The 24,469-nt window shown below is 62.9% G+C and carries 20 protein-coding genes; 5 read left to right on the top strand and 15 right to left on the bottom strand.

Annotated elements, in window-relative coordinates:
* Window positions 1–89: 89 nt before the first annotated feature.
* The 8 genes from BSG19_RS04265 to BSG19_RS04230 form a co-directional block, all read right to left on the bottom strand.
* On the bottom strand, window positions 90–1,235 hold the full coding sequence (locus tag BSG19_RS04265) for a glycosyltransferase family protein (RefSeq protein WP_092985617.1): 1,146 nt from the start codon (window positions 1,233–1,235) through the stop codon (window positions 90–92).
* Window positions 1,232–2,476, bottom strand: a complete 1,245-nt coding sequence (locus BSG19_RS04260; protein WP_092985098.1) for a glycosyltransferase family 4 protein — start codon at window positions 2,474–2,476, stop codon at window positions 1,232–1,234. Before BSG19_RS04260 ends, BSG19_RS04265 begins: the two co-directional genes overlap by 4 nt.
* 6 nt (window positions 2,477–2,482) lie before the next feature.
* On the bottom strand, window positions 2,483–3,691 hold the full coding sequence (locus tag BSG19_RS04255; protein ID WP_092985096.1) for a glycosyltransferase family protein: 1,209 nt from the start codon (window positions 3,689–3,691) through the stop codon (window positions 2,483–2,485).
* A gap of 45 nt (window positions 3,692–3,736) precedes the next feature.
* Window positions 3,737–4,954 (bottom strand): ABC transporter permease, encoded by a 1,218-nt coding sequence (locus tag BSG19_RS04250; RefSeq protein WP_170865855.1) that lies wholly within the window; start codon window positions 4,952–4,954, stop codon window positions 3,737–3,739.
* Complete coding sequence (locus BSG19_RS04245) at window positions 4,951–5,949, bottom strand: ABC transporter permease (protein WP_092985094.1); 999 nt, start codon at window positions 5,947–5,949, stop codon at window positions 4,951–4,953. The genes BSG19_RS04250 and BSG19_RS04245 overlap by 4 nt, the downstream gene beginning before the upstream one ends.
* A 3-nt stretch (window positions 5,950–5,952) precedes the next feature.
* Window positions 5,953–7,875 (bottom strand): ABC transporter substrate-binding protein, encoded by a 1,923-nt coding sequence (locus BSG19_RS04240; protein ID WP_092985092.1) that lies wholly within the window; start codon window positions 7,873–7,875, stop codon window positions 5,953–5,955.
* The gene (locus BSG19_RS04235) at window positions 7,872–9,806 is read right to left on the bottom strand and encodes an ABC transporter ATP-binding protein (protein ID WP_092985613.1); all 1,935 of its coding nucleotides are present in this window, start codon (window positions 9,804–9,806) and stop codon (window positions 7,872–7,874) included. Before BSG19_RS04235 ends, BSG19_RS04240 begins: the two co-directional genes overlap by 4 nt.
* 208 nt (window positions 9,807–10,014) lie before the next feature.
* Window positions 10,015–11,355 (bottom strand): adenylate/guanylate cyclase domain-containing protein, encoded by a 1,341-nt coding sequence (locus tag BSG19_RS04230; protein ID WP_092985090.1) that lies wholly within the window; start codon window positions 11,353–11,355, stop codon window positions 10,015–10,017.
* Window positions 11,356–11,623: 268 nt separating this feature from the next.
* Between BSG19_RS04230 and BSG19_RS04225 the strand changes: the two genes are divergently transcribed.
* Window positions 11,624–12,955 carry a nucleotide sugar dehydrogenase gene (locus BSG19_RS04225; RefSeq protein ID WP_092985087.1) on the top strand — a complete coding sequence of 444 codons (1,332 nt, stop codon included), beginning with the start codon at window positions 11,624–11,626 and terminating at the stop codon, window positions 12,953–12,955.
* Window positions 12,956–12,958: 3 nt separating this feature from the next.
* On the opposite strand, the gene BSG19_RS04220 is transcribed toward BSG19_RS04225, so the two are convergent.
* Window positions 12,959–14,116 carry a DUF3095 domain-containing protein gene (locus BSG19_RS04220; protein ID WP_092985085.1) on the bottom strand — a complete coding sequence of 386 codons (1,158 nt, stop codon included), beginning with the start codon at window positions 14,114–14,116 and terminating at the stop codon, window positions 12,959–12,961.
* A 136-nt stretch (window positions 14,117–14,252) separates the two neighbouring features.
* Between BSG19_RS04220 and BSG19_RS04215 the strand changes: the two genes are divergently transcribed.
* The gene (locus BSG19_RS04215; RefSeq protein WP_092985083.1) at window positions 14,253–14,735 is read left to right on the top strand and encodes a class I SAM-dependent methyltransferase; all 483 of its coding nucleotides are present in this window, start codon (window positions 14,253–14,255) and stop codon (window positions 14,733–14,735) included.
* Here the strand turns inward: BSG19_RS04215 and BSG19_RS04210 are convergent.
* A complete protein-coding gene (locus BSG19_RS04210) occupies window positions 14,732–15,619 on the bottom strand; it encodes an FkbM family methyltransferase (RefSeq protein ID WP_170865854.1) in 888 nt (295 codons plus the stop codon). The genes BSG19_RS04215 and BSG19_RS04210 overlap by 4 nt on opposite strands.
* 234 nt (window positions 15,620–15,853) lie before the next feature.
* Here BSG19_RS04210 and BSG19_RS04205 point away from each other — a divergent pair, with 234 nt between their 5' ends.
* On the top strand, window positions 15,854–16,252 hold the full coding sequence (locus BSG19_RS04205; RefSeq protein ID WP_170865853.1) for a response regulator: 399 nt from the start codon (window positions 15,854–15,856) through the stop codon (window positions 16,250–16,252).
* 25 nt (window positions 16,253–16,277) lie between these two features.
* On the opposite strand, the gene BSG19_RS04200 is transcribed toward BSG19_RS04205, so the two are convergent.
* Together BSG19_RS04200 and BSG19_RS04195 are read right to left on the bottom strand one after the other, a co-directional pair.
* The gene (locus BSG19_RS04200; RefSeq protein ID WP_092985079.1) at window positions 16,278–18,212 is read right to left on the bottom strand and encodes a PAS domain-containing sensor histidine kinase; all 1,935 of its coding nucleotides are present in this window, start codon (window positions 18,210–18,212) and stop codon (window positions 16,278–16,280) included.
* Window positions 18,213–18,832: 620 nt separating this feature from the next.
* Window positions 18,833–20,011: an aminotransferase gene (locus BSG19_RS04195; protein ID WP_092985077.1), complete on the bottom strand. Its 1,179-nt coding sequence runs from the start codon at window positions 20,009–20,011 to the stop codon at window positions 18,833–18,835.
* A 274-nt stretch (window positions 20,012–20,285) separates the two neighbouring features.
* On the opposite strand from BSG19_RS04195, the gene BSG19_RS04190 reads away from it, so the two are divergent.
* Complete coding sequence (locus BSG19_RS04190; protein ID WP_092985609.1) at window positions 20,286–20,816, top strand: DUF3833 family protein; 531 nt, start codon at window positions 20,286–20,288, stop codon at window positions 20,814–20,816.
* Between the two features lie 32 nt (window positions 20,817–20,848).
* Here BSG19_RS04190 and BSG19_RS04185 read toward each other — a convergent pair whose 3' ends face one another.
* Entirely contained in the window at window positions 20,849–22,450 is a 1,602-nt protein-coding gene (locus BSG19_RS04185; RefSeq protein WP_092985075.1) for a VOC family protein, read from the bottom strand.
* Window positions 22,447–23,325 carry an SDR family NAD(P)-dependent oxidoreductase gene (locus BSG19_RS04180; RefSeq protein ID WP_092985073.1) on the bottom strand — a complete coding sequence of 293 codons (879 nt, stop codon included), beginning with the start codon at window positions 23,323–23,325 and terminating at the stop codon, window positions 22,447–22,449. The genes BSG19_RS04185 and BSG19_RS04180 overlap by 4 nt, the downstream gene beginning before the upstream one ends.
* 199 nt (window positions 23,326–23,524) lie before the next feature.
* Here BSG19_RS04180 and BSG19_RS04175 point away from each other — a divergent pair, with 199 nt between their 5' ends.
* A complete protein-coding gene (locus tag BSG19_RS04175; RefSeq protein WP_092985071.1) occupies window positions 23,525–24,280 on the top strand; it encodes a Crp/Fnr family transcriptional regulator in 756 nt (251 codons plus the stop codon).
* An 18-nt stretch (window positions 24,281–24,298) separates the two neighbouring features.
* Here the strand turns inward: BSG19_RS04175 and BSG19_RS25975 are convergent, their stop codons facing one another.
* A complete protein-coding gene (locus tag BSG19_RS25975) occupies window positions 24,299–24,466 on the bottom strand; it encodes a hypothetical protein (RefSeq protein WP_170865852.1) in 168 nt (55 codons plus the stop codon).
* Window positions 24,467–24,469 lie beyond the last annotated feature (3 nt).

Below are 24,469 nucleotides of genomic sequence, written 5' to 3'. Positions count from 1 at the left end.
CAGGTGGAATCTATAGCAGTCACGGCGGGAAAACCACCGCAAAAGCGTCCTCTCAAAGACTGCCGTATCGTGTCGGGCGTCGCGGCGACCTACAGCATCTCGCGGAGGATATCCGCCGTCCGGTCGGCGCCCTCGAGATCGATCGAAAGATCGCCTGCGGGGAAGGCGGGGGCATCGAGACCGGCGCGAATGGCCATGGCCACCCGTTCCGCCGAAAGATCGGCATCGTCGAGTGCTGTTACGAGGCCGAGGCGTTCCAGACGTTCGGCGCGGGCTGCCTGTTCGGTCTCGCCGCCCGTGGTGAACGGCACGACGATGGCCCGGCAGCGCGCGCGCAGAATGTCGCAGACCGTGTTGTAGCCTGCCTGCGACACCGAGAGGCTTGCGCCGGAGAGAAGGCTCGCGAAGTCCGGGCGAAAGCGGAAGACCTCGACGTTACCGACGACGCCGGCAACGATCGTGTCGTGGTCGGCCTGAGCAAGGTTGGGGCCGGTTATCAGCGCCCAGGGTTTTTCCGGCCGGAGGATGGCCGTCGCGCCGACGACCGCATGCAGCACGTGCCGGCCGACAGCGCCGCCGCCGGCGGAGACGACGACCTCGAAACGGTCTGTCGGCGCGTCTGGCTGCGGCGGGGCGACGAGGCCGGTATAGACCACTTTGTCGGCGATCTCGTCGGCATGGGGAAATGTCTCTTCCAGCCGGGCGAAGGTCGGATCGCCATGAATGAGGATGCGGTCGAAATAGCGGTCGATATAATCGACCGTCTCCCGGTCTCGCTCCGGCTTCGGACGCTTCTGAAGGATATCGCGCACGGAGGCGAAGATCTTCGGCGGCTCGGGCATGGCGCGGGCGGCGTCGAGGAAGGGGAGAAGCTCGAAGCGCATCTGACGCCGGCCGAACGGAAAGGCCTCCGTGAGGATGGCGTGCGGCCTGATCTCGTCGAGGATAGCGAGCAGCCTGTCCCGGCGCATGTCGCGGAAGGCGTCATCGACAGGGTTGCCGTCCATGTCCTGCAAAGCGGAGAAGCCCTCATCGCTCGATACGACGGGCGGCAGCGCGATATGGCGGACGGCAGGGCCGGGAAAGCCGGACACGGGCTTGCCGCCGGTCACGACGGTCACGTCGAAACCGCGGACAGCGAGGGCGTTGGCGATGCGGCTCGCGCGGGTGAGATGGCCGATGCCGAGCAGATGCTGAACGTAGAAGAGAACGCGTTTCGTTTCCGGATCGGTCATTCGGCTGTCCGCCATTCGGTTTCAAAGAGATTGCGAAGCTGGGTGATGCTGGTGTGGTAGTCGAAATCCTGGCGGACACGCCGTTCGGCGGCATCCCCGAGTCGCTGGCGAAGATCGGGATCGCGAATGGCGCGCTCCAGAGCCTTTGTGATCGCTTCCGGATCCTCGGGCGGAACCAGCAGGCCGTTCTCCCCGTCGGACAGAAGCTCGGGCACGCCGGAGATCGTGGTGGAAAGGCAGACGAGCCGTTGGCTGGAAGCCTCCACGATCACGTTCGGCAGACCGTCTCTGTCGCCATCCGCGCCGATGCGGCAGGCGAGCGCGAAGATGTCGGAGGTGCGGTAGCGGGCAAGCACGTCCTCTTGCGCCATCGCGCCCAGCCAGTCGATTCGATCCGCGATGCCGAGACCGGTCGCCATGTCTTTCAGAGACTTCGCGAGCGTGCCGCCGCCGATATGGACGAATCGCCAGGCCAGATCAGCAGGCAGGTCCGCCAGCGCCTTTAGCAGAAGATCATAGCCCTTCTTTTCCACGGCGCGACCGACGCTGAGGATGACGACGGGGTCAGTGGCATCGCTTCCGTCGCGCCGGCGGCGCTCCTGCGTAAAGGGTGCGAAGCGCGCGAGGTCGAGCCCGTGATAGCTCAGATGCACGGTCGTCTTGTCTGCGGCAAGCGTTCTCAGATGATGGAACCCGGTTTCGGTGCAGGTCACGGTCCAGCGATTGGTGGCAAGCTTGTCGGCAAGCTCCCAGTCGGGAGAGGTCCAGATGTCCTTGGCATGTGCCGAGCATGTCCACGGGATGCCGGTCAGGAGGCTGGTATAGGCTGCGACGGAAGCGGGCGTGTGGATGAAATGGGCGTGCAGCCAATCGCCGCCCGCTGGCCACTCCGCCGCGAGAACGGCTGCCTGCCCGAAGCGGCGAACCCTGTTGCGCGAAATATCCCGGGCAAGATCGCGCCGGAAGGCGGCGAAGGCCTTGCGGAAACCGGGACGACGGGTGGCCTTCCACAATCCGCGCAGCACGCGGAGCGGCTCCTGATGCAGATATTCGGGGAGGTAGAGAACCGGCGCGCGGATCTCGTCGTGAACGGGGTGGCGCTTCTTGTCGGTCGGGTGGCGCATCGAGATCAGCGACAGCTCCAGCCCCGACTGTTCCAGACCGAGCAGTTCCTGGGCGATGAAGGTTTCCGACAGGCGCGGATAACCCTTCAGAATGACGACGATCTTGCGGCTTTGCATGAGGTTTCAGGCCTTGACGACGCTCAGATGGTCGCGGTCCCGCCCGTCTAGCATGTTCCCGACGATGCGCGAAATATTGCTCAGGCCATCCAGATGCATGTTGCTGGCATGATGGGAAGGCGGTGCGCGCTGGGGCAGGGCATGGAGGGCAGCGGCCAGCCGCCTGGGGTCGGCGGCTTCCTCCGGCAGCAGCATATCGATGAGCCCGAGTTCACTGGCGCGGCGGGCGCGGATCAACTGTTCCTCGCGCGGGACGACGCGCGGGACGATCAAGGCTGGTTTGTCGAAGGAGAGGATTTCGCAATAGGTGTTGTAACCGCCCATGGCGACGACGCCGCTCGCATTGGCGATCAGCTCTTCCATGCGGTTGTCGAACTCGATCACCGTCAGGTGCGGGGTCAGCGCGCATTTCGATAGCAGCTTGTGGCGCTGCTTGGCCGGCATGTAGGGGCCGAGCACGACAAAGGAGGGGTGCGTCAACGTCGGGTCTGCGCGGTAGGCATCCACCACGTCGTGGATGAGGTCGGAGCCGTCGCCGCCGCCGCCGGTGGTGATGAGGATATAGTCGCCTTTCGGCTTGTGCTCCGAGCTGACATCGAGCGAGACGCTGCGCTGAAGGAAACCGACGAAGTCCATACGGGCGCGGACCTGCGCCGGGACGTCGAGACCGACCAGCGGGTCGTAGAAATCCGGCGGGCCGTAGACCCAGACCGTGTCGTAGAACTGGCCGATCTTGCGCATCACGTCGTTGCGCTTCCATTCGGCGTCGAGCAGATGCGGTGCATCCATGACCTCGCGCAGGCCGAGCACCAGCGTCGTCCCCTGATGCTTGAGATAGCCGAGCGTGTCTTCCACCTCGCCGCGAAGCCCCATCGGCTCCTTGTCGACGATAAAGATGTCGGGCTTGAAGGTCTCCGCGGTGTGCCGGATGATCGAGCGGCGCATTTTCAGCGTCTCGTTCAGATCGATATGCCGGTCCATGGAGGTGTATTCGCCGTTGCGCAGCTTGATGACGCTCGGGATCTTCACGAAATCCACGCGGGCCCGGTAATCATAGGCGCCAGCGATGGTGGCGCCCGAGATGATCAGGACCTGCAGGCCGCGATAGTCCTCCACGAGCGCATGTGCGATCGCCCGGCACCGCCTGAGGTGTCCGAGACCGAACGTATCGTGGCTGTACATGAGGATGCGGGCATTCTCGATGCGACGCGTCATCGGCGCGGCTCCATGCACAGGGCAGGCTTCATCACCATGGAATACTCACTTGTACGGGTCTGCCGCATCTCTAAGTCCATCGCCCAGAAAGTTAAAGGCCAGGATGACGAGAATGACCGGGATGGTTGGGTAGAGCAACCATGGATAAAAAGCGATGGTACTGACGCTGCGCGCTTCCGTGAGGAGAATGCCCCAGCTGGTGATCGGTGGACGTAGACCAAGACCGAGGAAACTCAAGGCGGTTTCGCCGAGAATCATTGCCGGGATCGACATGGTCGCGCTGGCAATCAGGTGCGACATGAAGCCGGGAACGAGGTGGCGGCCGATGATCCGGCTGGTCCGTGCGCCCATCAGCTGGGCTGCGAGCACATAGTCCTCCTCGCGCAGCGCGAGGAGCTTGGAGCGCACCGCGCGGGCAAGGCCGGTCCAGTCGAGCAGGCCGAGGATGGCGGTGATGCCGAGATAGATGACGAGGGGGCTCCACGTCACCGGCATGATGGCCGCAAGCGCCATCCACAGCGGAATGCTCGGAATCGACTGAAGCACCTCGATGACGCGCTGGACGATAAGGTCGAAGACACCGCCCTTATAGCCGGCGAGACCACCGATAACGATACCGAGGATGAAGCTCATCGTTACGCCGAGCAGGCCGATGGTGAGCGAAATTCGCGCGCCGTAGAGAATGCGCGACAGCACGTCGCGACCGAGCCGATCGCTGCCGAGCATAAAGAACTCACCGCCCTGGGCGGGGCAGACGAGATGGAGCGAGGCGGGAACGAGACCCCAGAAATTGTAAGCGTCGCCGCTGCAGAAGAAGCGCAGCTTTTCAATGCGCTCGGGATCTTCCGTATAGACGCGGCGCAGCGTGTCCATATCCAGGTTCATCGTGCGGCCATAGACGAACGGTCCAACGAACTGACCGTCATCGAACAGATGCACCTGTTGCGGCGGCGCATGGATGAAATCCACGTTGCGCGTGTGCAGATTGTAGGGAGCCAGGAACTCGACGACCGTGATCATCGCATAGAGCAGCACGAGGAAGACGAGCGAGATCAGGGCGACCCGGTGCCGCTTGAACTTCCACCACATCAATCGAAGCTGGGATGCCTCATAGACGTGCTTCTGCTCCTCGCTCATGGTTTCCACGGCCATGGGATCGAAGGGCGCTGTGGATACGAAGTGCGTCAGGGGCTGGCCGGATGCGGGCAGGCAGGCGGGAGGCGTATTGGAGGACGTCGTGGACGGCGGATGCGTTGATGTCACTTCGTGCTGCCCCCCTGGAGCCGGATGCGCGGATCGAGCAGCGCCAGCGCGATGTCCGAGACGAGCACGCCGATGACGGTGAGGAAGGCGAGGAACATCAGGAACGAACCGGCGAGATACATGTCCTGGCTTTGCAATGCCTTGATGAGCATCGGGCCGGTGGTTTCGAGCGAGAGCACGATGGCCGTGATTTCCGCACCGGAGATGATGGCCGGCAGGATCGAGCCGATGTCGGCGATGAAGAAGTTCAGGGCCATGCGGAGCGGGTACTTTACCAGTGCGCGCAAGGGATGAAGGCCCTTCGCTTTCGCCGTCACCACATATTGTTTCTGGAGTTCATCGAGCAGATTGGCGCGCAGGCGGCGGATCATGCCGGCGGTTCCGGCTGTGCCGATGATGATGACGGGGATCCAGAGATGCTCGAGGATCGACAGAAACTTGTCCCAGCTCATGGGCTGCGACAGATATTTCTGGTCCATCAAATGCCCGATGGACGTTCCGAACCACATATTGGCGAAGTACATCAGGATCAGCGCGAACATGAAATTGGGAATGGCGAGGCCGAGCAGGCCGAGGAAGGTCAACCCGTAATCACCCCAGCTGTACTGATGCGTGGCCGAGTAGATGCCAATCGGGAAGGCGATGAGCCATGTGAAAAGGATGGTGACGAAGGAGACGAGCACGGTCAGCCAGAGGCGATCGCCCACGACGTCGGCGACCGGCAGCTGGTATTCGAACGAATAACCGAAATCGCCCTGTAGCATGCCTGCGACCCAGTAGAAGTAGCGCATCACCGGCGGCTTGTCGAAGCCGTATTCGGCCCGCAGCGCCTCGATTTCCGCCATATCGACGCCTTCGCCCTGGGCGCGCATCTCCGAGATGTAGCTCTCGAAGTAATCGCCCGGGGGAAGCTCGATGATGGTGAAGACGAGCGCGGAAATAATGACGAGCGTCGGGATCATGGCGCTGACACGCCAGAGAATGTATCGCAGCATCGATCAGCTCACCTTGTCGCCGAGCCAGAACGTATCCGGCATGTAGACCCCGAAGAAGCAGGTCGGATCGAAGCCGTAAAGGCCGTGTTCCGGAACGTTCTGCATGCGCGACGTATGAAGGATCGGCTGGAGCGTGGCGTTCACCATGCCGATGGAATAGACCTGATCCGTGTAGATCGACAGCATCTCGTGCCAGATCCGCGTGCGGCCGGCATTATCCGCTGTGCGCCGCCACTCTCTCAGGAGATCGACAAGCTTCTGCGCCTCGGGAAGCTCCGGCGCATGACCGAACTGCCCGAGCGAAAGATAGTGCATGCCCCAGACCGGCCATTGCAGCTGGACGTCGCTGCTCGGTGCCAGCTGACCGGGGTTCATGTCGGCCGTCGGCACGCCGTTGTCGAGCCCGAGCCACATGGACATCATGATCTCGCCGCCCATGGTGCGGTTTCGAAAGACTTCCCGCTGGGAGGTCTTGATGAAGAGGGGGATGCCGATCTTCGCCCAGTGATCGGTGACAAGTTCGAGAACATCTGTTTCCAGCGAACTCTCGCCGGCGGATTCCACCACGATCTGCGCAAGACGGCCATCCGGCAGAAGGCGCATGCCGTCCTCGTTCCGATGGGTCAGTCCCGCCTCGTCCAGCAGACGGTTAGCCTGCTCGGTGTCATGCTGGGACCAGGCGGCGGCATATTCGGGCTTGTAGAGCGGGCTTTCCGGCAGCACGGTATCCGCGCTTTCCTTGCCGAGGCCGTAGAAGGCGACCATGTTGATCTCGCGCCGGTCTATGGCCAGCGACAGGGCGCGGCGAACGCGGACATCGCGCAGCAGGGCCTGCCAGACGGGATCGCCGTAATTGAGGTTCGGCAGCAAGGCCACCCGTGACCCCTGCGTGCGCTTCCACAGCTTGACCTTCACCGGATACCGCTTTTCGGAATCCTTGATGAAGGCATAGTCGGTGAAGTCGATGTTCTGCGCCTGCAGGTCGGCTTCCCCGCCGCCTGTCTTTGCCGCGATGATGCCGGGTGTCGAGACGTTGAGCACGACGCGGTCGATATAGGGAAGCTGCATCCCGTTTTCGTCCACGCGGTGGAAGAACGGATTGCGGTCGAAGATGAACTGCTCGGCGGGCGATGCCGTCGTGTTCTGCCACGGGTCGAGGGTCGGCAGGTCCGGATTGTCGGGCCGGTTCTGGCGCGACATCTTGATGTGCAGATCCACCCACTTCTTGACCCGGTACTTCTTCATGAAGGTCTTCAGCTGTTCCTCGGTCTGGTACGTCTTGTGGAACTGCTTCATGTAAGCGGCCGGTAACAGCAGGATCAGCGGCAGTGCCGCCGCAAGGTTCGGCAGGAAATCGGGGTTGGGCGCGTCCCAGCTGTATCGCACGGTGCGCTCGTCCAGAACCTCGAACCGGGGCGGCTTTCCCTCAGCCAGAAGCTCCTGCTGCACGCCGCCCTTGCGCAGGTCCTCGTTGAGGACCACGTCTTCCCAGGTATAGCGGAAGTCTTCCGAGGTTAGCGGGCTTCCGTCCGACCAGCGGTGGCCCTCGCGAATATGGAAGGTGAAGATCCTATCCCCTTCGACGTCGCAGGCCTCCAGAATATCCGGCTGGAAATTCAGTTTCTCGTCGTAGCCGACCAGACGGGCATAGCCGTTGATGAACATCACGCGGATGTCCTTCTGGCTGCCGATCAGGATGCGGATGGAGCTGCCATAGCTTCCCGGCGCGCGGCCCATGGCAGCGAGATTGACGACGCGGGGCGTCTTCGGAACCCGCTCGGCCATGGGCGGCATGGTGCCTGCCGCTATCTTTTCAAGAAGGATCTCGGGCTCCGTGCCCGCTGCCATGACGTCGCGCGGCAGCATCAGACGGGGCAGGGCGATGGCGGACGCGAGGAGGCCGAGCGTGGTGCGGCGTTTGATCACGGCTGAAGCTCCTTCACGTCGGCATTCCGGCTCGCCAGCACCCAGTGACCATTGCCGAGATCGGCAGGCGCGAGGCCCGCTTCGCTCTCTTCGGGCCGGAAGGCAGCGTTCCACCGCTTCTTGTCTGAGGCCCCACCGGCACTGAGCGCTGCAAAGTCGAGCGGCCGGTCGAGGTCGGGGAAGGGCACGGCGGCGAGCAGCGCCTTGGTGTAAGGGTGTACCGGCGAGCGCATCAGCTGCTCACGCGGCGCAAGCTCGACGATCCGCCCGGCGCACATGACAGCGATGCGGTCGGCCATGTAATCGACGACGGCGAGATTGTGAGAGATGAAGAGGTAGGTGAGGCCCAACTCCGTCTGCAGGTCCTTGAGCAGGTTGAGGATCTGCGCCTGCACGGACACGTCGAGTGCGGAGACCGGCTCGTCGCAGATCAGAAGTTCGGGCCCGAGTGCCAAAGCCCGAGCGATCCCGATGCGCTGGCGCTGCCCGCCCGAAAAGCTGTGAGGATAGCGGTTCATGTGCCGCTCGCTCAGGCCGATGGCCTTCAGCAGGGCCTTGACGGTCTGCTGCCGGCTCTTCGGATCCCCGCGCCGGTGAATTTCGAGCGGTTCGCTCAGAATATTCTGAACCGTCATGCGTGGCGAGAGCGAAGAGACAGGGTCCTGGAAGATCATCTGCATGCGCGTGCGCAGCCTGTCCAGAGACTTGCCATGAGCCTCTCGGATGTCGATCGGGCCATCCGCGGAGTTCAACATGATCGAGCCGGTATCGGGTGAGAGCGCCCGCATCAGGATCTTGCTGAGCGTGGTCTTGCCGCAGCCGCTTTCGCCAACGAGCCCGAGACATTCGCCACGATGGATGTCGAAGCTGACATCGTCTACGGCGCGATGCTGGCTGGCCTCGCCCTTTTTCCACCAACCGGCTTTGCGGCTGGAAAACGTCTTGCCGACATGTCGAACGGAAAGAAGCACGTCTTCCCCCGGCGCCGGAAGCATGTCCTCCACCCGGGGCAGCGGGCGCGCGGGTGCGGCTTCGCCCTTGCGCCGCACGATCAGGCTTTCGACATTCACCGGAACTTCGCGCAGCGCCTTCAAGCGGTCGCCCGGCTTCATGTTGAAATGCGGCACGGCGGCCATCAGCCCCTTGAGGTAGGGATGCGACGGATCGCGGAAGATGTCCTCGACCGAACCGGCCTCCATGATCTCGCCATGATAGATCACCACGACCTCGTCAGCCATATTGGCAACGATGCCGAGATCGTGGGTGATGAGCAGCACGGCCATGTTGAAGGTCGATTGCAGATCCTTCAGCAATTGCAGGATCTGCGCCTGGATCGTGACGTCGAGCGCCGTCGTCGGCTCGTCGGCAATCAGGAGCGACGGCTTGCAGATCAGCGCCATGGCGATCATCGCGCGCTGGCGCATGCCGCCGGAGAGTTCGAAGGGATACATGCCGAAGGCGCGCTTGGGATCCGGAAAGCCGACGAGACGCAGCATCTCCTCGGTCTGTTCACGCTGCCCCGGCTTGTCGACGTTGCGATGGATGCGCAGGCTTTCGCTGATCTGGTCGCCAATCGTGTGAAGCGGCGACAGCGATGTCATGGGTTCCTGGAAGATCATGCCGATCCGGTTTCCGCGGAATGCGCGCATGTCGGCACCTTCGGGCGCAAGGGCCGCAAGATCGACGACGCCGCCGGGTGCGGTTTCATCCTTGAAAAGGATCTTGCCGGCGATCCGTGCCGATTTCGGCAGAATGCCCATGATGGCCTGACTGATCACCGACTTCCCGGAACCGGACTCGCCCACGAGTGCCGTGACCTTGCCTGGCAGGACGCGAAGGCTGGCCTTTCGAACCGCATCGATCTGGCCACCGAACATGGCGAAAGAAACGCTCAGGTCCTCGATCCGCAACAGGTCTCCGCCTGATGTCATGCCTGCCATTCCCCACTTATTCTCTCCATCCGGTGCGGATGGTAGCTGGCTTTGCGCCTGAGCTTTGAGGGAAAGACTATCGTAGGCATTTCGGCCTGTCCATGACCGCAATGCAGAGCCCACAATACGCCTTCCCAGCGTCGGCTGCGGGTCTAGCGTCGTCGTGTATCGTTTTTTTGAAATTATTTCCCCGCTGGAGATATAATTTCTACTGGAGGAGTTTGTTCCAGATGTCGCGCTGGGGCGTATTACGGTTCCGATACAGAAGCATGACCTGCTCGGCCTCCGAGCTGCTCTCCTGTGTGCGATGGCGGATGGCTTCCGCCTGATCGATTTTCAGGAGCTTTTCGCTCGGCACCAGCACCGTGAGTTTCTGGCGCACGCCACGCAGCTTTTCCTCGCCGAGCGTTTCCCACTCGCCACCGGCATAGGCGGTGAAGGCCTGGCTGGCGACGATGTGGGTCGAGTGCTTCTTGGTCAGGCCCTGCAGTCGGGAGACCTCGTTGACGGCGGTGCCGAAGGCCGAGAAGGTCAGGCGGTCGCGCAGGCCGACATTGCCGAACATGACATTGCCGATGTGCAGGCCGATTCCGTAGCCGATATCGCTGAGGCCGTTTTCGCGGCGTTCGCGGTTAAGGTCGGCCATGCGGGCAGTGGCCTGCCGCACGGCTTCCATGGCCGCAAGGGCTGCTGCCTGCGACGGCTCGCGGTGGCGCCCGCAGGGATAGACGGCAAGGAAGCCGTCGCCGAGGAAACTCAGAATCTCGCCGCCGCCGCGATTGAAGGGGCTCGCGATGGCATCGAAGAACTGATTGAGCGTGTCGATATAGGCCTGCCGGCCTTCGCGCTCGGCAAGGACGGTGGACTGGCGCATGTCGGCCATGACGAGCACGGCGCGGATGGTCTCTCCATCGCCCCGCCGGATCTGGCCGGAGAGCACGCGCTTGCCGGCGTTCTCGCCGAGATAGGTGGTGAGCATATTATCGGCGAGCTTGCCGAGCACGGCCATCTTGGCGGCAACGGCCAGACTGCTTTGAAGACGCAGCATCGCCTCGATCAGCTGGTCGGAGAAGCCTTCCGGCGCGTCCGTGGTCCAGGAGCCGACCATTCCCTGCCCATGGCTTTCGCTGAAGGACTGGACGAATGCGAAATAGTCGGTCGCGCCGTCGCGCTTCAGTTCCTCGAAAATCGGGAATTCGATCGGCGTTTCCGGCGTGATGCGGCGTCGCAGGTGGTCGAGATCGTGGGAGTAGAGGTAGTAATAGGGGCTGCGCAGAAAACGCTCCGCATCCGTTTCGCTCTGTCCGGCCCGAAAGCCCTCGACCGTGACGCCTTTGCCGCGCTGCCAGGTAAAGCCGAGCGCGTCATAAAGCGGATGGAGCATGGCAAAGCTGAGGTGGACCCTGGAAAGCGGCACACCAGCGGCGGCAAGCCGCTCGCAGAAGCCCGTTACCAGCGTTTCAAGCGAAGCGCCGTTCAGCGCCGTCTGCTTGAGCCACAGGGACACGCGATCGAGCAGATGGGTGGAAACCTGCTGCGTCTGGGTCATGTCGATCTTCCCGCTGTTTGCTGCGAACGATCGCTACAGGCCGATATCAACCCCCCGGCACGACGCGATGGTCATCTGGATATAAACATCCGGTAAGGCGGAAACCAGAACGGGGACGCAGAAAAGTTTGTAAGGGACGACCGAAGTGCGGCGTTCGACGTGCAGGCGGAGCTTGCCTGCGGCACTGTCCAGCCTTGACAGCGGCAGGCCAAATCCGCATCTGCCATGGCTCCGGCGTGCGCCGCACGCCCAACAGGCAAGGCTACCGATGAGCATGTCCTCCCACGCGGTTCTCCTGTCGCGGATCGCCAATCGCACGGCGCATGCCGGCGTCATCGGTCTTGGCTATGTCGGACTGCCGCTCGCCATCGCCATTGCGCGCAAGGGCTTCACCGTCACCGGCTTCGACATCGACCCCGGCAAGATCGTCGCTATCGAGGCCGGCAAGTCCTACATCGAGGCAGTCGGCGACGATGTGCTTGCGGTCGAGCGGAATGCCGGCCGATTTTCCGCGACGGTCGATTTCGATGGACTTGCGGCCTGCGACGTCATCGTCATCTGCGTGCCGACACCCCTCACGCGGCATCGCGATCCCGACCTGACCTATATCGTGAAAACCTGCCAGGACATTGCGCTTCGACTGCGGCCGGGGCAGCTCGTGGTGCTGGAATCCACGACCTATCCCGGCACCACGACGGATGTCGTGCGCCCGATACTTGCCGGCACCGGGCTCGATATCGGCGCCGAGGTGTTTCTCGGCTTCTCGCCCGAGCGCGAGGACCCCGGCAATCGGGATTTTTCGACCACCAGCATTCCGAAGATCGTTGCCGGGGACGGTGCGGCGGCGGCGGAAGCGATGGAAGCCTTCTATTCGGCGGTGGTGGAGCGTGTCGTGCCTGTCTCCACGACGGCCACGGCCGAAGCGGTGAAGCTGACGGAAAACATCTTCCGCGCGGTCAATATCGCGCTGGTCAACGAGCTGAAAACAGTGTTCGAGGCCATGGGTATCGACATATGGGAGGTGATCGACGCGGCGAAGACGAAGCCTTTCGGCTACATGCCTTTTTATCCGGGTCCCGGTCTCGGCGGGCACTGCATCCCGATCGATCCGTTCTATCTCACCTGGAAATCCCGGGAATACGAAATGCCGACCCGCTTCATCGAGCTTGCGGGCGAGATCAATTCTGCCATGCCGAAGCATATCGTCGGGCGGCTTGCCGAAGCGCTCGATATTCACCTCGGCAAAGCGCTCAGCCGCTCGCGCGTGCTGATCATCGGGCTCGCCTACAAGAAGAACGTGCCGGATATCCGCGAAAGCCCGTCTCTGAAGCTGATCGAACTGATCGAGGAGCGCGGCGGCAGCGCGTCCTTCCACGATCCCCATGTGGACGAGATTCCCCGGACGCGCGAATACCTGTCGTTGAAAGGCCGGCGCTCTGTGCCTCTCAGCGAAATTGCCGGGTTCGATGCCGTGCTCGTCGCCACCGATCATGACGATGTGGATTATGCGCTGATCGCGCAGCAGGCGCCGCTGGTCATCGATACGCGCAACGTCTTTGCGCGCCGTGGCATTCAGGACGGAGTGATCGTCAAAGCCTGAGGCTCACACCGCCGGCATCGGCGCCTTCAGCTGGCTTGCCGCCATGGCATAGCCGCCATTGGCGCCATCGATGAAGTGCATGTGGTCGCGGCTGAGCGCTGTCGGTACGATGCAGGTCATCAGCGCCTCGTCCTGCCGGTGGAGGCCATAGCGGCAGACGCCTTCGGATGCCGCGCGGTCCAGCCGTGCCTCTATACTGGCAAGGCGCGCCGCCTCGATGTCGATGGTCATCTTCAGGCCGTCGTCGAACTTGCGGAAATCCGAATTGCTGGCGACGTCCTGACGATAGATTTTCGGATCGAAGCGGCCGAGCGTCATTCCAAGCTTTGCCAGGCCGTAGGTCAGCGCCGCCTCCACGAGGATACGGCCGCGCTGGCGCAGGCGACCGGACTTGTCCACCGTGCGCACTTCCGTCTCCAGACCCTCGCGGTTGAGGCCGAGCGTCGGGCCCTCTGCCGGCACCGGATGACCTTCACGTTCCTCGCCGGAAGCAAGCGCAACGATATCGGCGACCAGCATTGCAAACGGACCGGCCTCCTGGCCGGGGCAGGGCACGGCGATGATCGAGACGATGGCACCGTGACGGGAGGCAATCGGGTTCCAGCGACACGAGAGCCCGGTAAGGTCGGGGCGGGCTCCTGCCGGCGCGGGTGCAACGAGATAGCGTCCGGCCTTCATCTCCTTCTCCGCCCATGCGCCTCCGCCGCCGGCAAACATCGCGTAGGACACGTCCTGACTGACCTGGAAGCGCGCCACGCGGACGTCGAGACCGGCAACGCGAATGTCGGAGACCGGAACGAGGGCTGCCCGCAGGTGAAGGTCGAGCTCTTCCCGCGCATAGAGCTGCACGGCGGCCAGCGCGGAGGTTGTCGCGACAAGGGCCGAAGGCGGCAATGCCACGAGCGCACCATCGCCGCCGAAGACGAAGGGAAGGTCGAAATGGCCGACCGCGTTGAGAACCGCGGAGATGACGCTGGCGCCGGCCATGTTCACGGCCTTGTACCGACCGGCGTCGATGGCGCCGGTGGAATCGACGATGTCGGCGCTGGCGATCCACCAGTCGATGGGTAGCGGACGATAGTTCTCCGCATCCGCCACGCCCTCGAACGCCGTGAAAACGGGGAGGGTGGAAAAGAACCGGTCGCTCTGCATCTGTGCCATGCGATCCAAGGTAGCACAGGGTTTTGCGTCCGACAGGGCCTCATCGCATGACTTTTGCGTGGGGCTGGCTCGCGATGTTGCCTGTTGGATTGCCGGCACCCTATAGAGAGCGTTCAAAGCAACGGGAAGCGCCTTCATGAGTCGTCTGGACAGCTTCATCGCCCGCCTGCAGGCGCAGCGCACTATACTCAACCACGTCCGGTACGATATGGCGCTTCCGGCCGAAGGGGCGGTGCTGGAGATCGGGCTTGGAAACGGGCGTACCTACGATCATATCCGCGAGATCTTCACCCACCGCCGCATCATCGCCTTCGATCGCGCAGTGGGTTCGCATCCCAGATCGACGCCCGATCAACGCGACCTCGTGCTCGGTGAAATTTCGGAGACGCTGACCAGCATGGCCGGCATGGGGGCTGCGTTTGCCCATGCCGATATCGGCACGGCTTATCCCGAGGTGGATTCGGAGACGAAACGCTGGTTGCCGCCAGCGCTTGCCGATGCGCTCGCATCCGGCGGCGTCGTCGCCAGCGGCCTACCGCTCACGCATGCCGATCTTGCTCCCCTGCCGGTGCCGGAGGGCATCGATCCGGAGCGCTACTATCTCTACCGCCGCCGCTAAACCGCGTCCGGCAGGAGCAGCAGGTCGAACTGATCCTCGTCCAACGGTATATCGGCGAGAGCCATTTCGCTCATGTCGTTCTCGGTGAAGACGATGCAGCGGGAATAGAAGGTGCCGAGCCACGTTGCGAAAGCGCGGGCCTGATCGCGGCCGTAGAAGACCGGCGAGAATTCGAGATAGAACGGCGTCTGTCGTTCAAGCAGGGGGATCATCGAGCGGGCGGCGACCGGCTCATAGCCCTCGATGTCCATGAAGATCAGAGACACGCCCTCGGCCTGGATGCCGGCGTCCGAAAGGATCTCCATTACGGGGCGCACCGGCACGCTGATCTGCCGGTCGCGCGGGCTCTGCCGCGTGGTGCTGCTTTTGCCGTGGTTGTCGGGGTGCTGGAAGAAATCGATCGTGCCAGCAACGTCACCCGCCGCGCAGGCGACCGCCGTGATGCGGTCTTCCAGACCGTTCTGGCGGATGTTCTGGCTGAGGAGACAGAAATTCCGAGGATCGGCCTCCACCGTCACGATGCGCGGAATATCGCTGCCGAGGGCGAAATAGAGTGTCTGCGTGCCGATATTGCCGCCGACCTCCAGCAGGGCGCCAGAAAGGTCGATATTCCGCTCCCTCAGAACCTTGAGCAGGCGGATGACGTGATCCCGCTCGAACTGGCCCTTCCGGTAGATCTTGCGGCCGATATAGTCGTGCGGCGAGAACGTCATGACATGATCGCCACAGTCCGCCGTCATCGTCAGCACGCGCGGGCTGATGCACTGGATGAGCAGTTCCCGACCGTAGCGGGTCGCGAAGGCGCGGCGTGCGAGCCGGTTGCGCAGCTTGCGGATACGACGCTTCCATCGTTTGAGAACCGGCATGTCGTCAATGAGGGGCATGCGCCACCTTTCCCGGTCGATCGCGTTGCGCGGGTTACACCACAGGCGAGGTCCGAAAAAAAGAGCGGGAAGGGTTGTTTCTTGAGGTGCCGACGCAAGCCATCATCTTAAGGGAACTTTTATCGGACTTCTGCATTCATGAGCGTCACGGTTCTGTTCCCGGGGCATCCGGTTCGTTTTTTTCGGCCCGGAAGGTGGAACGACCCTTGCTGTATCCGAGGTGGAAGTGTCGATATGAGTTGCAATATCATGGTGGTCGAGGACGAGATTTTCGTTGCGACCGAGATTGAGTACGTGGTTGAGGAACTTGGGCATCGCCCCGTTGGTATCGCTGCCGACACGGCTTCCGCTATCAAACTTGGCCCGCTCGCCGATATCGCCCTCGTCGATCTGAACCTGCGCGACGGCGCTACCGGCCGCGATATCGGCCGCATCCTTGCCGAGCGCCATGGCATGACCGTTCTCTTCATGACCGCCAATCCTTCGCAGGTCGGCGAGGCTTTTCCGGGCGCCGTCGGCGTGTTGCCGAAGCCGGTGGCAGAAGACGAGCTCAAGGCAGCCGTTCAGTACACGGTCGCGTTGCGCGAAGCGCGGCAGGCGAGCGCGCCGGCGCGTCTTCGCGTCTTCGCCTGAGGCAGGCCCTCCGCTTTTTCATCGATTACGACCTGCGCCCGAGGCGTCCGCTGCGTGTGAGGGCCTTCAGGGGTATCGAGACTTCGAGACGAAGGCCGTCCGCTTCCCAGAAGCGTTCCAGATGTCCCTCCAGCTGACCTTCGGTGCTGATCTTCATCAGCCGTGATCCGAAGCCATCCCGCTGTGGCGCGGATATGACGACGCCCGGAACCTTTTCCTTCCAGGTCAGGTAATAGGTCTCTCCGTCCATGCGTCCGGTGATCTCAACCCGTCCATCAGCCGTGGAGAGGGCGCCATATTTGGCCGAGTTGGTGCCGAGTTCGTGGAGAAGCAGAGCCAGAGGCGTCGCCGCACTGTCGGCAATGTCGGTATCGTCGCCGTGCAGCCCGATTGCGCCCGTTCCGCCTTCGCCCCAATAGGGCTCCAGCAGTCGTTCGAGAAGGTTGAAGAGCGTCGTGTCCGGCATGGTCGGGCGCGAGGCCTCGCTGTGCGGACGGACGAAATCATGCGCGCGGCCCATGGCATCGATGCGCTTGCGCAATTGTTCGGCGAAGCCCCGCGCCTGCGGCTCCGAGCGCGCGGACAGGCTGATAATGCCGCTCAGGACGGAGAAGATGTTCTTGATCCGGTGGCTGAGCTCGTGGGCCACCACCTCGCGCTCGGCCTGCGCCATTCTGGCGTCGTGAATGTCGGTGCAGGTGCCGTACCAGCGGGTGATCCGCCCGTCGGCATCGCGAATAGGCAGAGCGCGGCCTAGCACCCAGCGATAGGACCCGCTGTGATGACGCAGCCGATATTCGATCTGGTAGGGATCTCCGGTCTCCAGGCTGTGGCGCCAGACGGCCCAGGCGCGGTCCTGATCTTCCGGGTGGAAGATGCCGCTCCAGCCGGTTCCGTCGGTCGAGCCGGGGGGCACGCCGGTGAACTCGTACCATCGGGCATTGTAGTAGTCGTGGAAGCCGTCGGGCCGCGTCGACCACACCATCTGCGGCATGGTATCGGCAAGGATGCGGAACCCGGTTTCCGACTGGGCGTAGGCTTCCGCCACCTCCTTCTGTGAGGTGATATCGACGGCGATGCCGGGAAAGCGGATGCAGGTGCCGTTTTCCAGCAGCGGCTGGCCCTCCGCCAGCACCCAGCGCACGGAGCCGTCCGCTTGAACGAGCCGGTATTCGATCGAGAGCTTCTCGCCTGTTTTCATGACTCCTTGCAGTGCATCCGACACACGGTCCGCATCTTCGGGATGAATGGCGGCGGTGAAGCCGGAGATCGGGACGCCATCCGTCGCGGCCGCTTCGGGGTCTACGCCGTAGAGGGATGCAAACCTGTCGTCGGCATAAACGCGATCGGCAACGACATCCCAGTCCCAGATGCCGACGACGCCGGAGGCCTGCAATGCGAGTGAAAGCTTTTCGCGGTTGCGCGAGAGAGCCTGCTCGGCCTCCACGACCTTGGTGGTTTCCACGACGACCGCCAACACGCCGATGATCGCGCCGTCATCGTCGAAGACGGGGCTGTAGTCGAGATCGAACCAGACGCGCTCCGGCTCGCCGCTGCGGTTCAGCGTCATTTCCATGTCGGCATAGGAAAAGCACGCGCCAGCCAGCACGCCATCGATGATGGTTCGGTTGAAATCGGCGACCTCGGGCCAGCACGAAATGGCCGACATGCCGAAGCATTGCGGATGGCGACCACCGGCGATGGTCGCGTAGCCCGCATTGTAGATCATGATGCCGTCCGCACCCAGAAGCAGCGTCATGGCCACGGGCGACGACAGGACGGTGCGGACAAGGCTCGTCAGGGAAGCCGGCCACGTCTCCCGCGCGCCGAGCGGTGTCCGGCTCCAGTCACGACTTTCGAGGAGGTCCGCGATCTCGCTCCTTGATATCGCAACCGTCGTCCAGTGCCTGCCGGAAACAGGCGGTGCATCGACGGCTTCTGGCGGGGGAGAACTCTGCATAGGGCATCTCGAATATGGGGTCGGTCGCTCCTCGCGTCCTCGCTGAGAGATATAGGCAAGCCAGTGCGAAAGTCATCTGTTTTCATGACGCTACGGGCAGCGTGACGATGGAGATGTCTCCGGCCGCAGCAGTCTGCCGAGACGCGCGTAGCGGCGACCGTTCTTCACCGGGATAAATCGGGGCGCGAGCGGGAACCATGAACCCATGTTAACGTTTTGGGTGCGAGGGCCACCGAGAAAAAGTAGGAATTTCCGAAAACGCCCGGTGGCTTGGAATAAATTGTCTATGAAATCGGTGGAAATCCACGAATGTAGACGCAGAGCCGATCACGGTCGACCTTGCGAAATGTGAACGCGGCTCGCTTATTCTGGAGGATATGATGCGAACGTCGAAACAGGTCCTGCACGTACCCCACGCCCGATATTCAAACGCTGTCTCGACGGCAGCCCTACCAGGCTTGCATGCCGTCCTGCGCACGCTGACGCTCGTTGCAGCCTTCGCCTTCATTGGAGCCTGTGTCTTCGGAGCGATCTAATCGCTTTCTCACATCCCGAACCGGATCGCAGCGTCGTGCTGCGATCCGGTTTCGTCGTTTCAGACAGTTGAATACCCCCCGACGTCAAATGCCCGGAAGCTTGAAGTCCTCAAGGCGCTGGCGCAGAAGGCCGATGGTCTCGACATCCGCATTTGCGAAGGCGAAGCGGAGAAAGCCCTCTTGGATCTCACCGAAATAATCGCCGGGTAGGCACACGACGCCTGCGAGCGTGGCAAGCTTGCCCGCAACGAATTCGGCGCTGATGTCGGGGTAGGGGTGGCGGACATAGGCGAAATAGGCGCCGATGGATTCGAGCTTCCAGCCTTCAAGACCTGCCATCACGGCCTGCATCGCAGCGCTCCGCCTGCCGATTTCCAGTCGATTCTCTTCCCGCCAGTCGGCAAGGGCCGGGATCGCCTTGACCAGCGCGATCTGACCGGCGCGGGGCGGGCAGATCTGCAGGTTGTCCATGATCTTGGCGATCTGGTGGACCGTCTGCATGCCGCAGGTGATCGCGCCGATCCGGTGGCCGGGGATGCAGTAGGACTTGGAGAAGCTGTAGAGGCTGACGAAGTGGTTCTGCCAGCCTTCAATCGAGAAGATCCCGTGTGGCGGCTCGGCCGTGTCGGTCAGGAAGTCCCGATAGGTCTCGTCGAGGATCAGCCAGATATCGTTGCGGCGGCAGAGGTCGAAAATATCGGCAAGAAGGGCGGCGGGATAGACGGCACCCGTCGGATTGTTCGGCGAGACCAGAGCGAGCGCCTTTACGCCTGCATGCAGGGACGCTTCGATGGAGGCCACATCCGGAATGAAGCCGCTTGCGGCATCGCAGGGCACGATATCGACGTTGATGCCGAGCATCGACAGCGTCGTCTCGTGATTGAAGTAATAGGGATTGGTCATCAGGATTGTGTCGCCGGCACCCGCAAGCGCGATGACGGTTGCGACGAAGGCCTGATTGCAGCCGGCGGTGATCTGAACGTTACGGCCGGTGAGCGGCGCGCCGTAAAGCGCGGCGACATGCGTGCCATAGGCGGTGCGCAGGGGGATTTCTCCCTCGATCGGCCCGTAGCCCGCCGCCTGCTTGGAGGCTGCGGCCTCGCCGAGCCATGCCAGCATGTCGGGGTGCGGCGGATAACCCGGAACGGCTTGGCTCAGGTCGAGCAGCGGGCCTCGGCTTCCGTCGTAGCTCTTGGCCCAGGCGGCGACCGAGGGAACGGGCGGCGGCGACAGCCGGGCGACCAGCGGATTGAATTTCGGCATGGGTTCGTTCCTGTGAGGTGACGCTGGGCCGGAGGTTGGGAGGCCGCCGCGGATCAGCGTCGAAAGAAATCGGGCGCCTGAGGGTTCAAGGAGAATGGTGGCTGATTTGCGCCGAAAACGGGTTCGGCCGGAGGTTAAGTCGATTTTCCGGATATTTCCAGAAGGTGGCGGCAAAAGGCCGCTGACGCTTTCGTGCACAGGGTTGTTTTTCCATGCGAAGGAAACCGTTTTGCCGGCAGATCCGTATCATCCTCATGACAGAACGGAGATCATCATGAAGATCGCATCGACCGCCCTTTTCGCCGCCAGTCTTGCCGCATCCCTCTTGTCCGTTTCCAGCGGCGCCTTTGCCCAGAGCGCAAGCGGTATGCGAGAGACCGTCATGGAGCGCTTCTTCAGGGGGCAAACGACGGCAGAGGGCACGTTTCGCGCCATCAACGGCACGCGGCGGGAACTCGATATCGCACTGCGCGGCACGGTGACGAAGACCGGGCTCACGCTGCGGGAGGACATCCGCTACAATGACGGGCAGAAGGAGCGCAAGACCTGGCATTTCGTGCGAACCGGCCCCGCGACCTATAGCGGAACACGTGAGGACGTTATCGGCGGGACAACGGTGCGGGTGGACGGCAACGTCGTGCGATTCAACTACCTCGTCGATCTCGATCCCGGCCCGAAGCAGGATGTCTACCGGTTCTTCGATACGCTGACATTCTCGCGCGACGGCAAGACCATGTCGAACACGGCCGTCGTGTGGAAGACGATCCTTCCCGTCGCGCGGGTCAAGATCGACTTCCGTAAATAGCCGAACGCGACGTGCCCGCCCCCCGGCGCTCGTTATCGGGGGAGCGCACCCAGCCAGCCGGTGATCGTCCCTGCATCCTCGGGCGAAAGTTCATGGCCGGCGGCCAGCGTGACGACGGTCGTCTCCGCGCCTGCCTGCGATAAAGCTTCCACTTGCGCCGGCCGGTACGCGTTGAAGCTGTCGTCGGCTCCCGAGACGATCAGCACGTCGGTGCCCGAGAGGTCCGCCGGCGGGATGGTCTCCAGCGGCATCATGCTCCGCAGAAGCACAGCGCGACGGATAAGGCCCGGCTGCAGGAAGAGTGTCGCGGCGATCATGTTCGCACCGTTCGAGTAGCCAAGGAACGTGGCGCGCGCGAGGTCGATGCCGTAACCGGCCGCCGCACCCTCAACGAAGGCGACGAGAGCCTCTGCTTCGCTTGCGATATCGGCCTGATCGAACGTCGCGGCGCCGAGGCGCCTGTAAAAGCGCGGTGCGCCTTCCTCGAGGCTGCGACCGCGAAGGGCGACAAGCAGCGCATGCGGCGCAGCCTTGCGCGCGAGCGGCAGGAGGCTGAGCTCATTCGCGCCGCTGCCATGAAGCAGGAACAGCGTCGTGCCGTCCGGCTCCGCCGGCTGGTGCAGTCGGTGGATAAAGGGCAGATCGCGGGCAGCGAAACGCTCCTCTCCCGGAAGGCCGAATTGCGGGAGAAGAACGGTGATGTCCTCGTCCGGGCCGTCCTCGCCCTGTCCGGGCACGAACAACCGGGTGCCAAGGGTCGGTTCGTCCTCGTCGATCGTCATGCCGGGCCCGTCGGTCGCGACCTCGATGAGGCTGCCGCCGGGTTCGCGCACATAGAGGGAGAAGAAATAGGTGCGGTCATGCGCGGGTGTCGGGCCGGCGTCTTCTGCGCCAAGACGGTCCCGCAAAGCCTTCACGGCTGCGCGGTCGGGCGCACGCACGGCAATGTGGTCGATGGTGCCGGTGCCGGGCGCAGACGTCCAGAAGCCCGTGGCGTCGCGAACGTCGATCACGTCGCCCGCATCCGAGCGCAGGCGTTCGATCGTTTCGGTTCTCTCGGCCGAGCGGAAGCCCGTGTGACGTTCGAGGAAGGCTGCTGTATCCACAGGTCGGCTGGTCAGAATGGTAGCGCCGCGCAGCGCGCGTATCGCATCTTCTGGCGGGATGTCGGCGGCGTAGGCAGGCTCGGAGCCTGCAATATCCGTCGTTCCCACCAGCTTGACGATAACGCCATCCGGATCTTTCAGACGCAGCACAGGCTCGCCGAATTCCGGTGCCGGACCGGAAACGGGGACGAGGTAGCGCAAGGCGCGTTGCAGCCAGAAGCCGATCGAACCCGGGGCGATGGCAAAGGCAATCTCGCTCGGCTGGCCTTCACCGACACGGCCCGGCCCACCGTCCTCCCAGACGAGGAAGGTGACGAGCGAACCGGGCGTGCCGATACGATCGCCATAAAGGAGGTGCAACTGAGCTGCATCCTCGAAGCCCGCCGTGCGCTTGACGAGGCGCAAACCAAGGAAACCGGCGTAGAAATCGACATTCGCCTGCACCTTTCGCGTGATCAGCGTGATGTGATGGAGGCCGCTGGTGGCGTGCGCGCTGTCAAAGGCGGAGCCCGCTGAAATGTCCGTCATGCGATGTCTCCCGACTGCCGCGGCCGGTCTTTCGTCAGGTAGGTCCGGAAGGCTTCGACATAGTCGGGGTGCCAGCGGGAAAGCGGCGGGCGGTTTTCCACGATATCGCCGGCGGCCCAGAGGATGCGCTTTTCGTCCAGCGCCCGGCTGACGTCGTTGTCCGGGCAGAGGATGTAGAAGTCGCCGTGCGCGATGCCGTCCATCATGAAGTCCACCGTCTGCTCCGGTGTCCATGCAGCATCGGGCTTTTCCGTACGGCCGTTGGCAGTGAGGCCGGTATAGACAAATCCGGGGATGAGAAGATGCGACGCGATCCGGCAGCCGGCCGTGTTGCGCAACTCGTGCTCGAGCGCTTCCGAGAAGGCTTTGACGCCGGCTTTCGCGACGTTGTAAGCGGGGTCTCCGGGCGGAGTGGTGATGCCCTGCTTGGAGCCGGTATTGATGATCAGGCCGGGTTCGCCATGCGCGATCATGCCCGGGCCGAATACCCGCGTGCCATTGATGACGCCCCCGAGATTGACGGCCATCACGCGCTCCCAGTTCTCCAGCGGGCCGAAGAGCGCGCTTCCGGGCTGGATCCCGGCATTGTTCATGAGAACATGGACCTTGCCGAACCGCTCGATCACGTCTTCCTGCAAGGCTTCGAGCGCTTCCAGTTCCGAGACATCCGTCGCGCAGGCGAGAATGCCCTCGCTGCCATGCGGCGAAGCTTCGGCCACAGACCGCGCTGCCTCCGTCAGCCGGTCTCCCTTGCGGTCGGCCAGAACGACCTTCATGCCGAGAGACGCGAAGCGACGGGCGGCGGCGAGGCCGATGCCGGAGGCTGCTCCGGTGACGAGGGCAACGGCATTGGCGGCGAGGGCGGCATGTGTCATGGTGGATCCGAACTCTGCAGCCCCGATTATGAGGCGTGCGGTTAGCAAATTTAATAGTGTCGCGCGCGAAACTAGGTAAGGAGAAGGCTCAAGTCCATCCTCCTGGCTCCGCCTGCCTTCCTCTTGTCCTCCAGCGCCAGACTGCCTAGCCGAGCCTTTTCTTTCGCTTCGTCATCCATCGTCTCCTATTCGAGTCCCAATGTATCCCCCGAGAACGCGCAATAGCCGGCAGACGCCGTGCGACCAATGTCCCCTGCGTCATCTGCCGACTTTCCGCGAATTTCAGCCCGAGGAACTGGCCTTCGTTTCGCACTTCAAGACCGGCGAACTCTCGGTCGATGCGGGAACCACGGTTCTGGTCGAGGGCAGCCACAGTGCGCACCTGTTCACCGTGCTGTCCGGGTGGGGTTTTCGCTACAAGATGCTGGGCGACGGCCGGAGGCAGATCCTGAACTACATCATGCCGGGCGATCTCGTCGGCTTGCAGGGCAGCTTGATGGGGGAGATGAAGCATTCGGTGGAGGCGCTGTCAGCACTGACGCTCTGCGTATTCGAGCGCGAGCGCCTTGGGCAGGTTTACCGCAACCATCCCGATCTGGCTTTCGACGTTACCTGGATCGCTTCCCAGGAAGAGCGGATTCTCGATGAGCATCTGTTGAGCATCGGACGCCGCACAGCACTGGAGCGGGCGGCCTACCTGCTGTCGTTCCTGTCGCAGCGCGCAGGCGCGTCAAACCTCTTCAGAGGCGAGCGCGTCTCGATACCGCTCACGCAGCAACACGTCGCGGATACGCTGGGTCTCTCGATCGTTCACACGAACAAGACGCTGAAGAAGCTGGCCGAACGCAACCTCATCCGCTGGGCAGATCGCGGGTGCGACGTGCTGGATGCCGACGGGCTGATGCGGGTTGCCGATTGGGACGGGCTCGAGGTCGTCCGGCGTCCATTCATTTGATGAACGCCGAGCGAGGGCCTAATAGCTTGGCGAAGAAACTGCGCGAACCGCCATACGCTTCTGGAAAAAGGCGCGGAGCCGGTCCGTAAAGCTCTGCTTTTCCTGAGTTATCAGCGTATCGCCATCGTCGTGACCGAATACGCTTCTCGCTGCTTGTTCCAGTCTTTCAATTTCGCTGGCTGTCATGAT

This window comes from Rhizobium sp. NFR03 (genome assembly GCF_900111275.1).
Taxonomy (GTDB): domain Bacteria; phylum Pseudomonadota; class Alphaproteobacteria; order Rhizobiales; family Rhizobiaceae; genus Ferranicluibacter.
The sequence above is the reverse complement of the archived record's forward strand: the minus strand, read 5'-3'. Positions and strand labels throughout refer to the sequence as shown.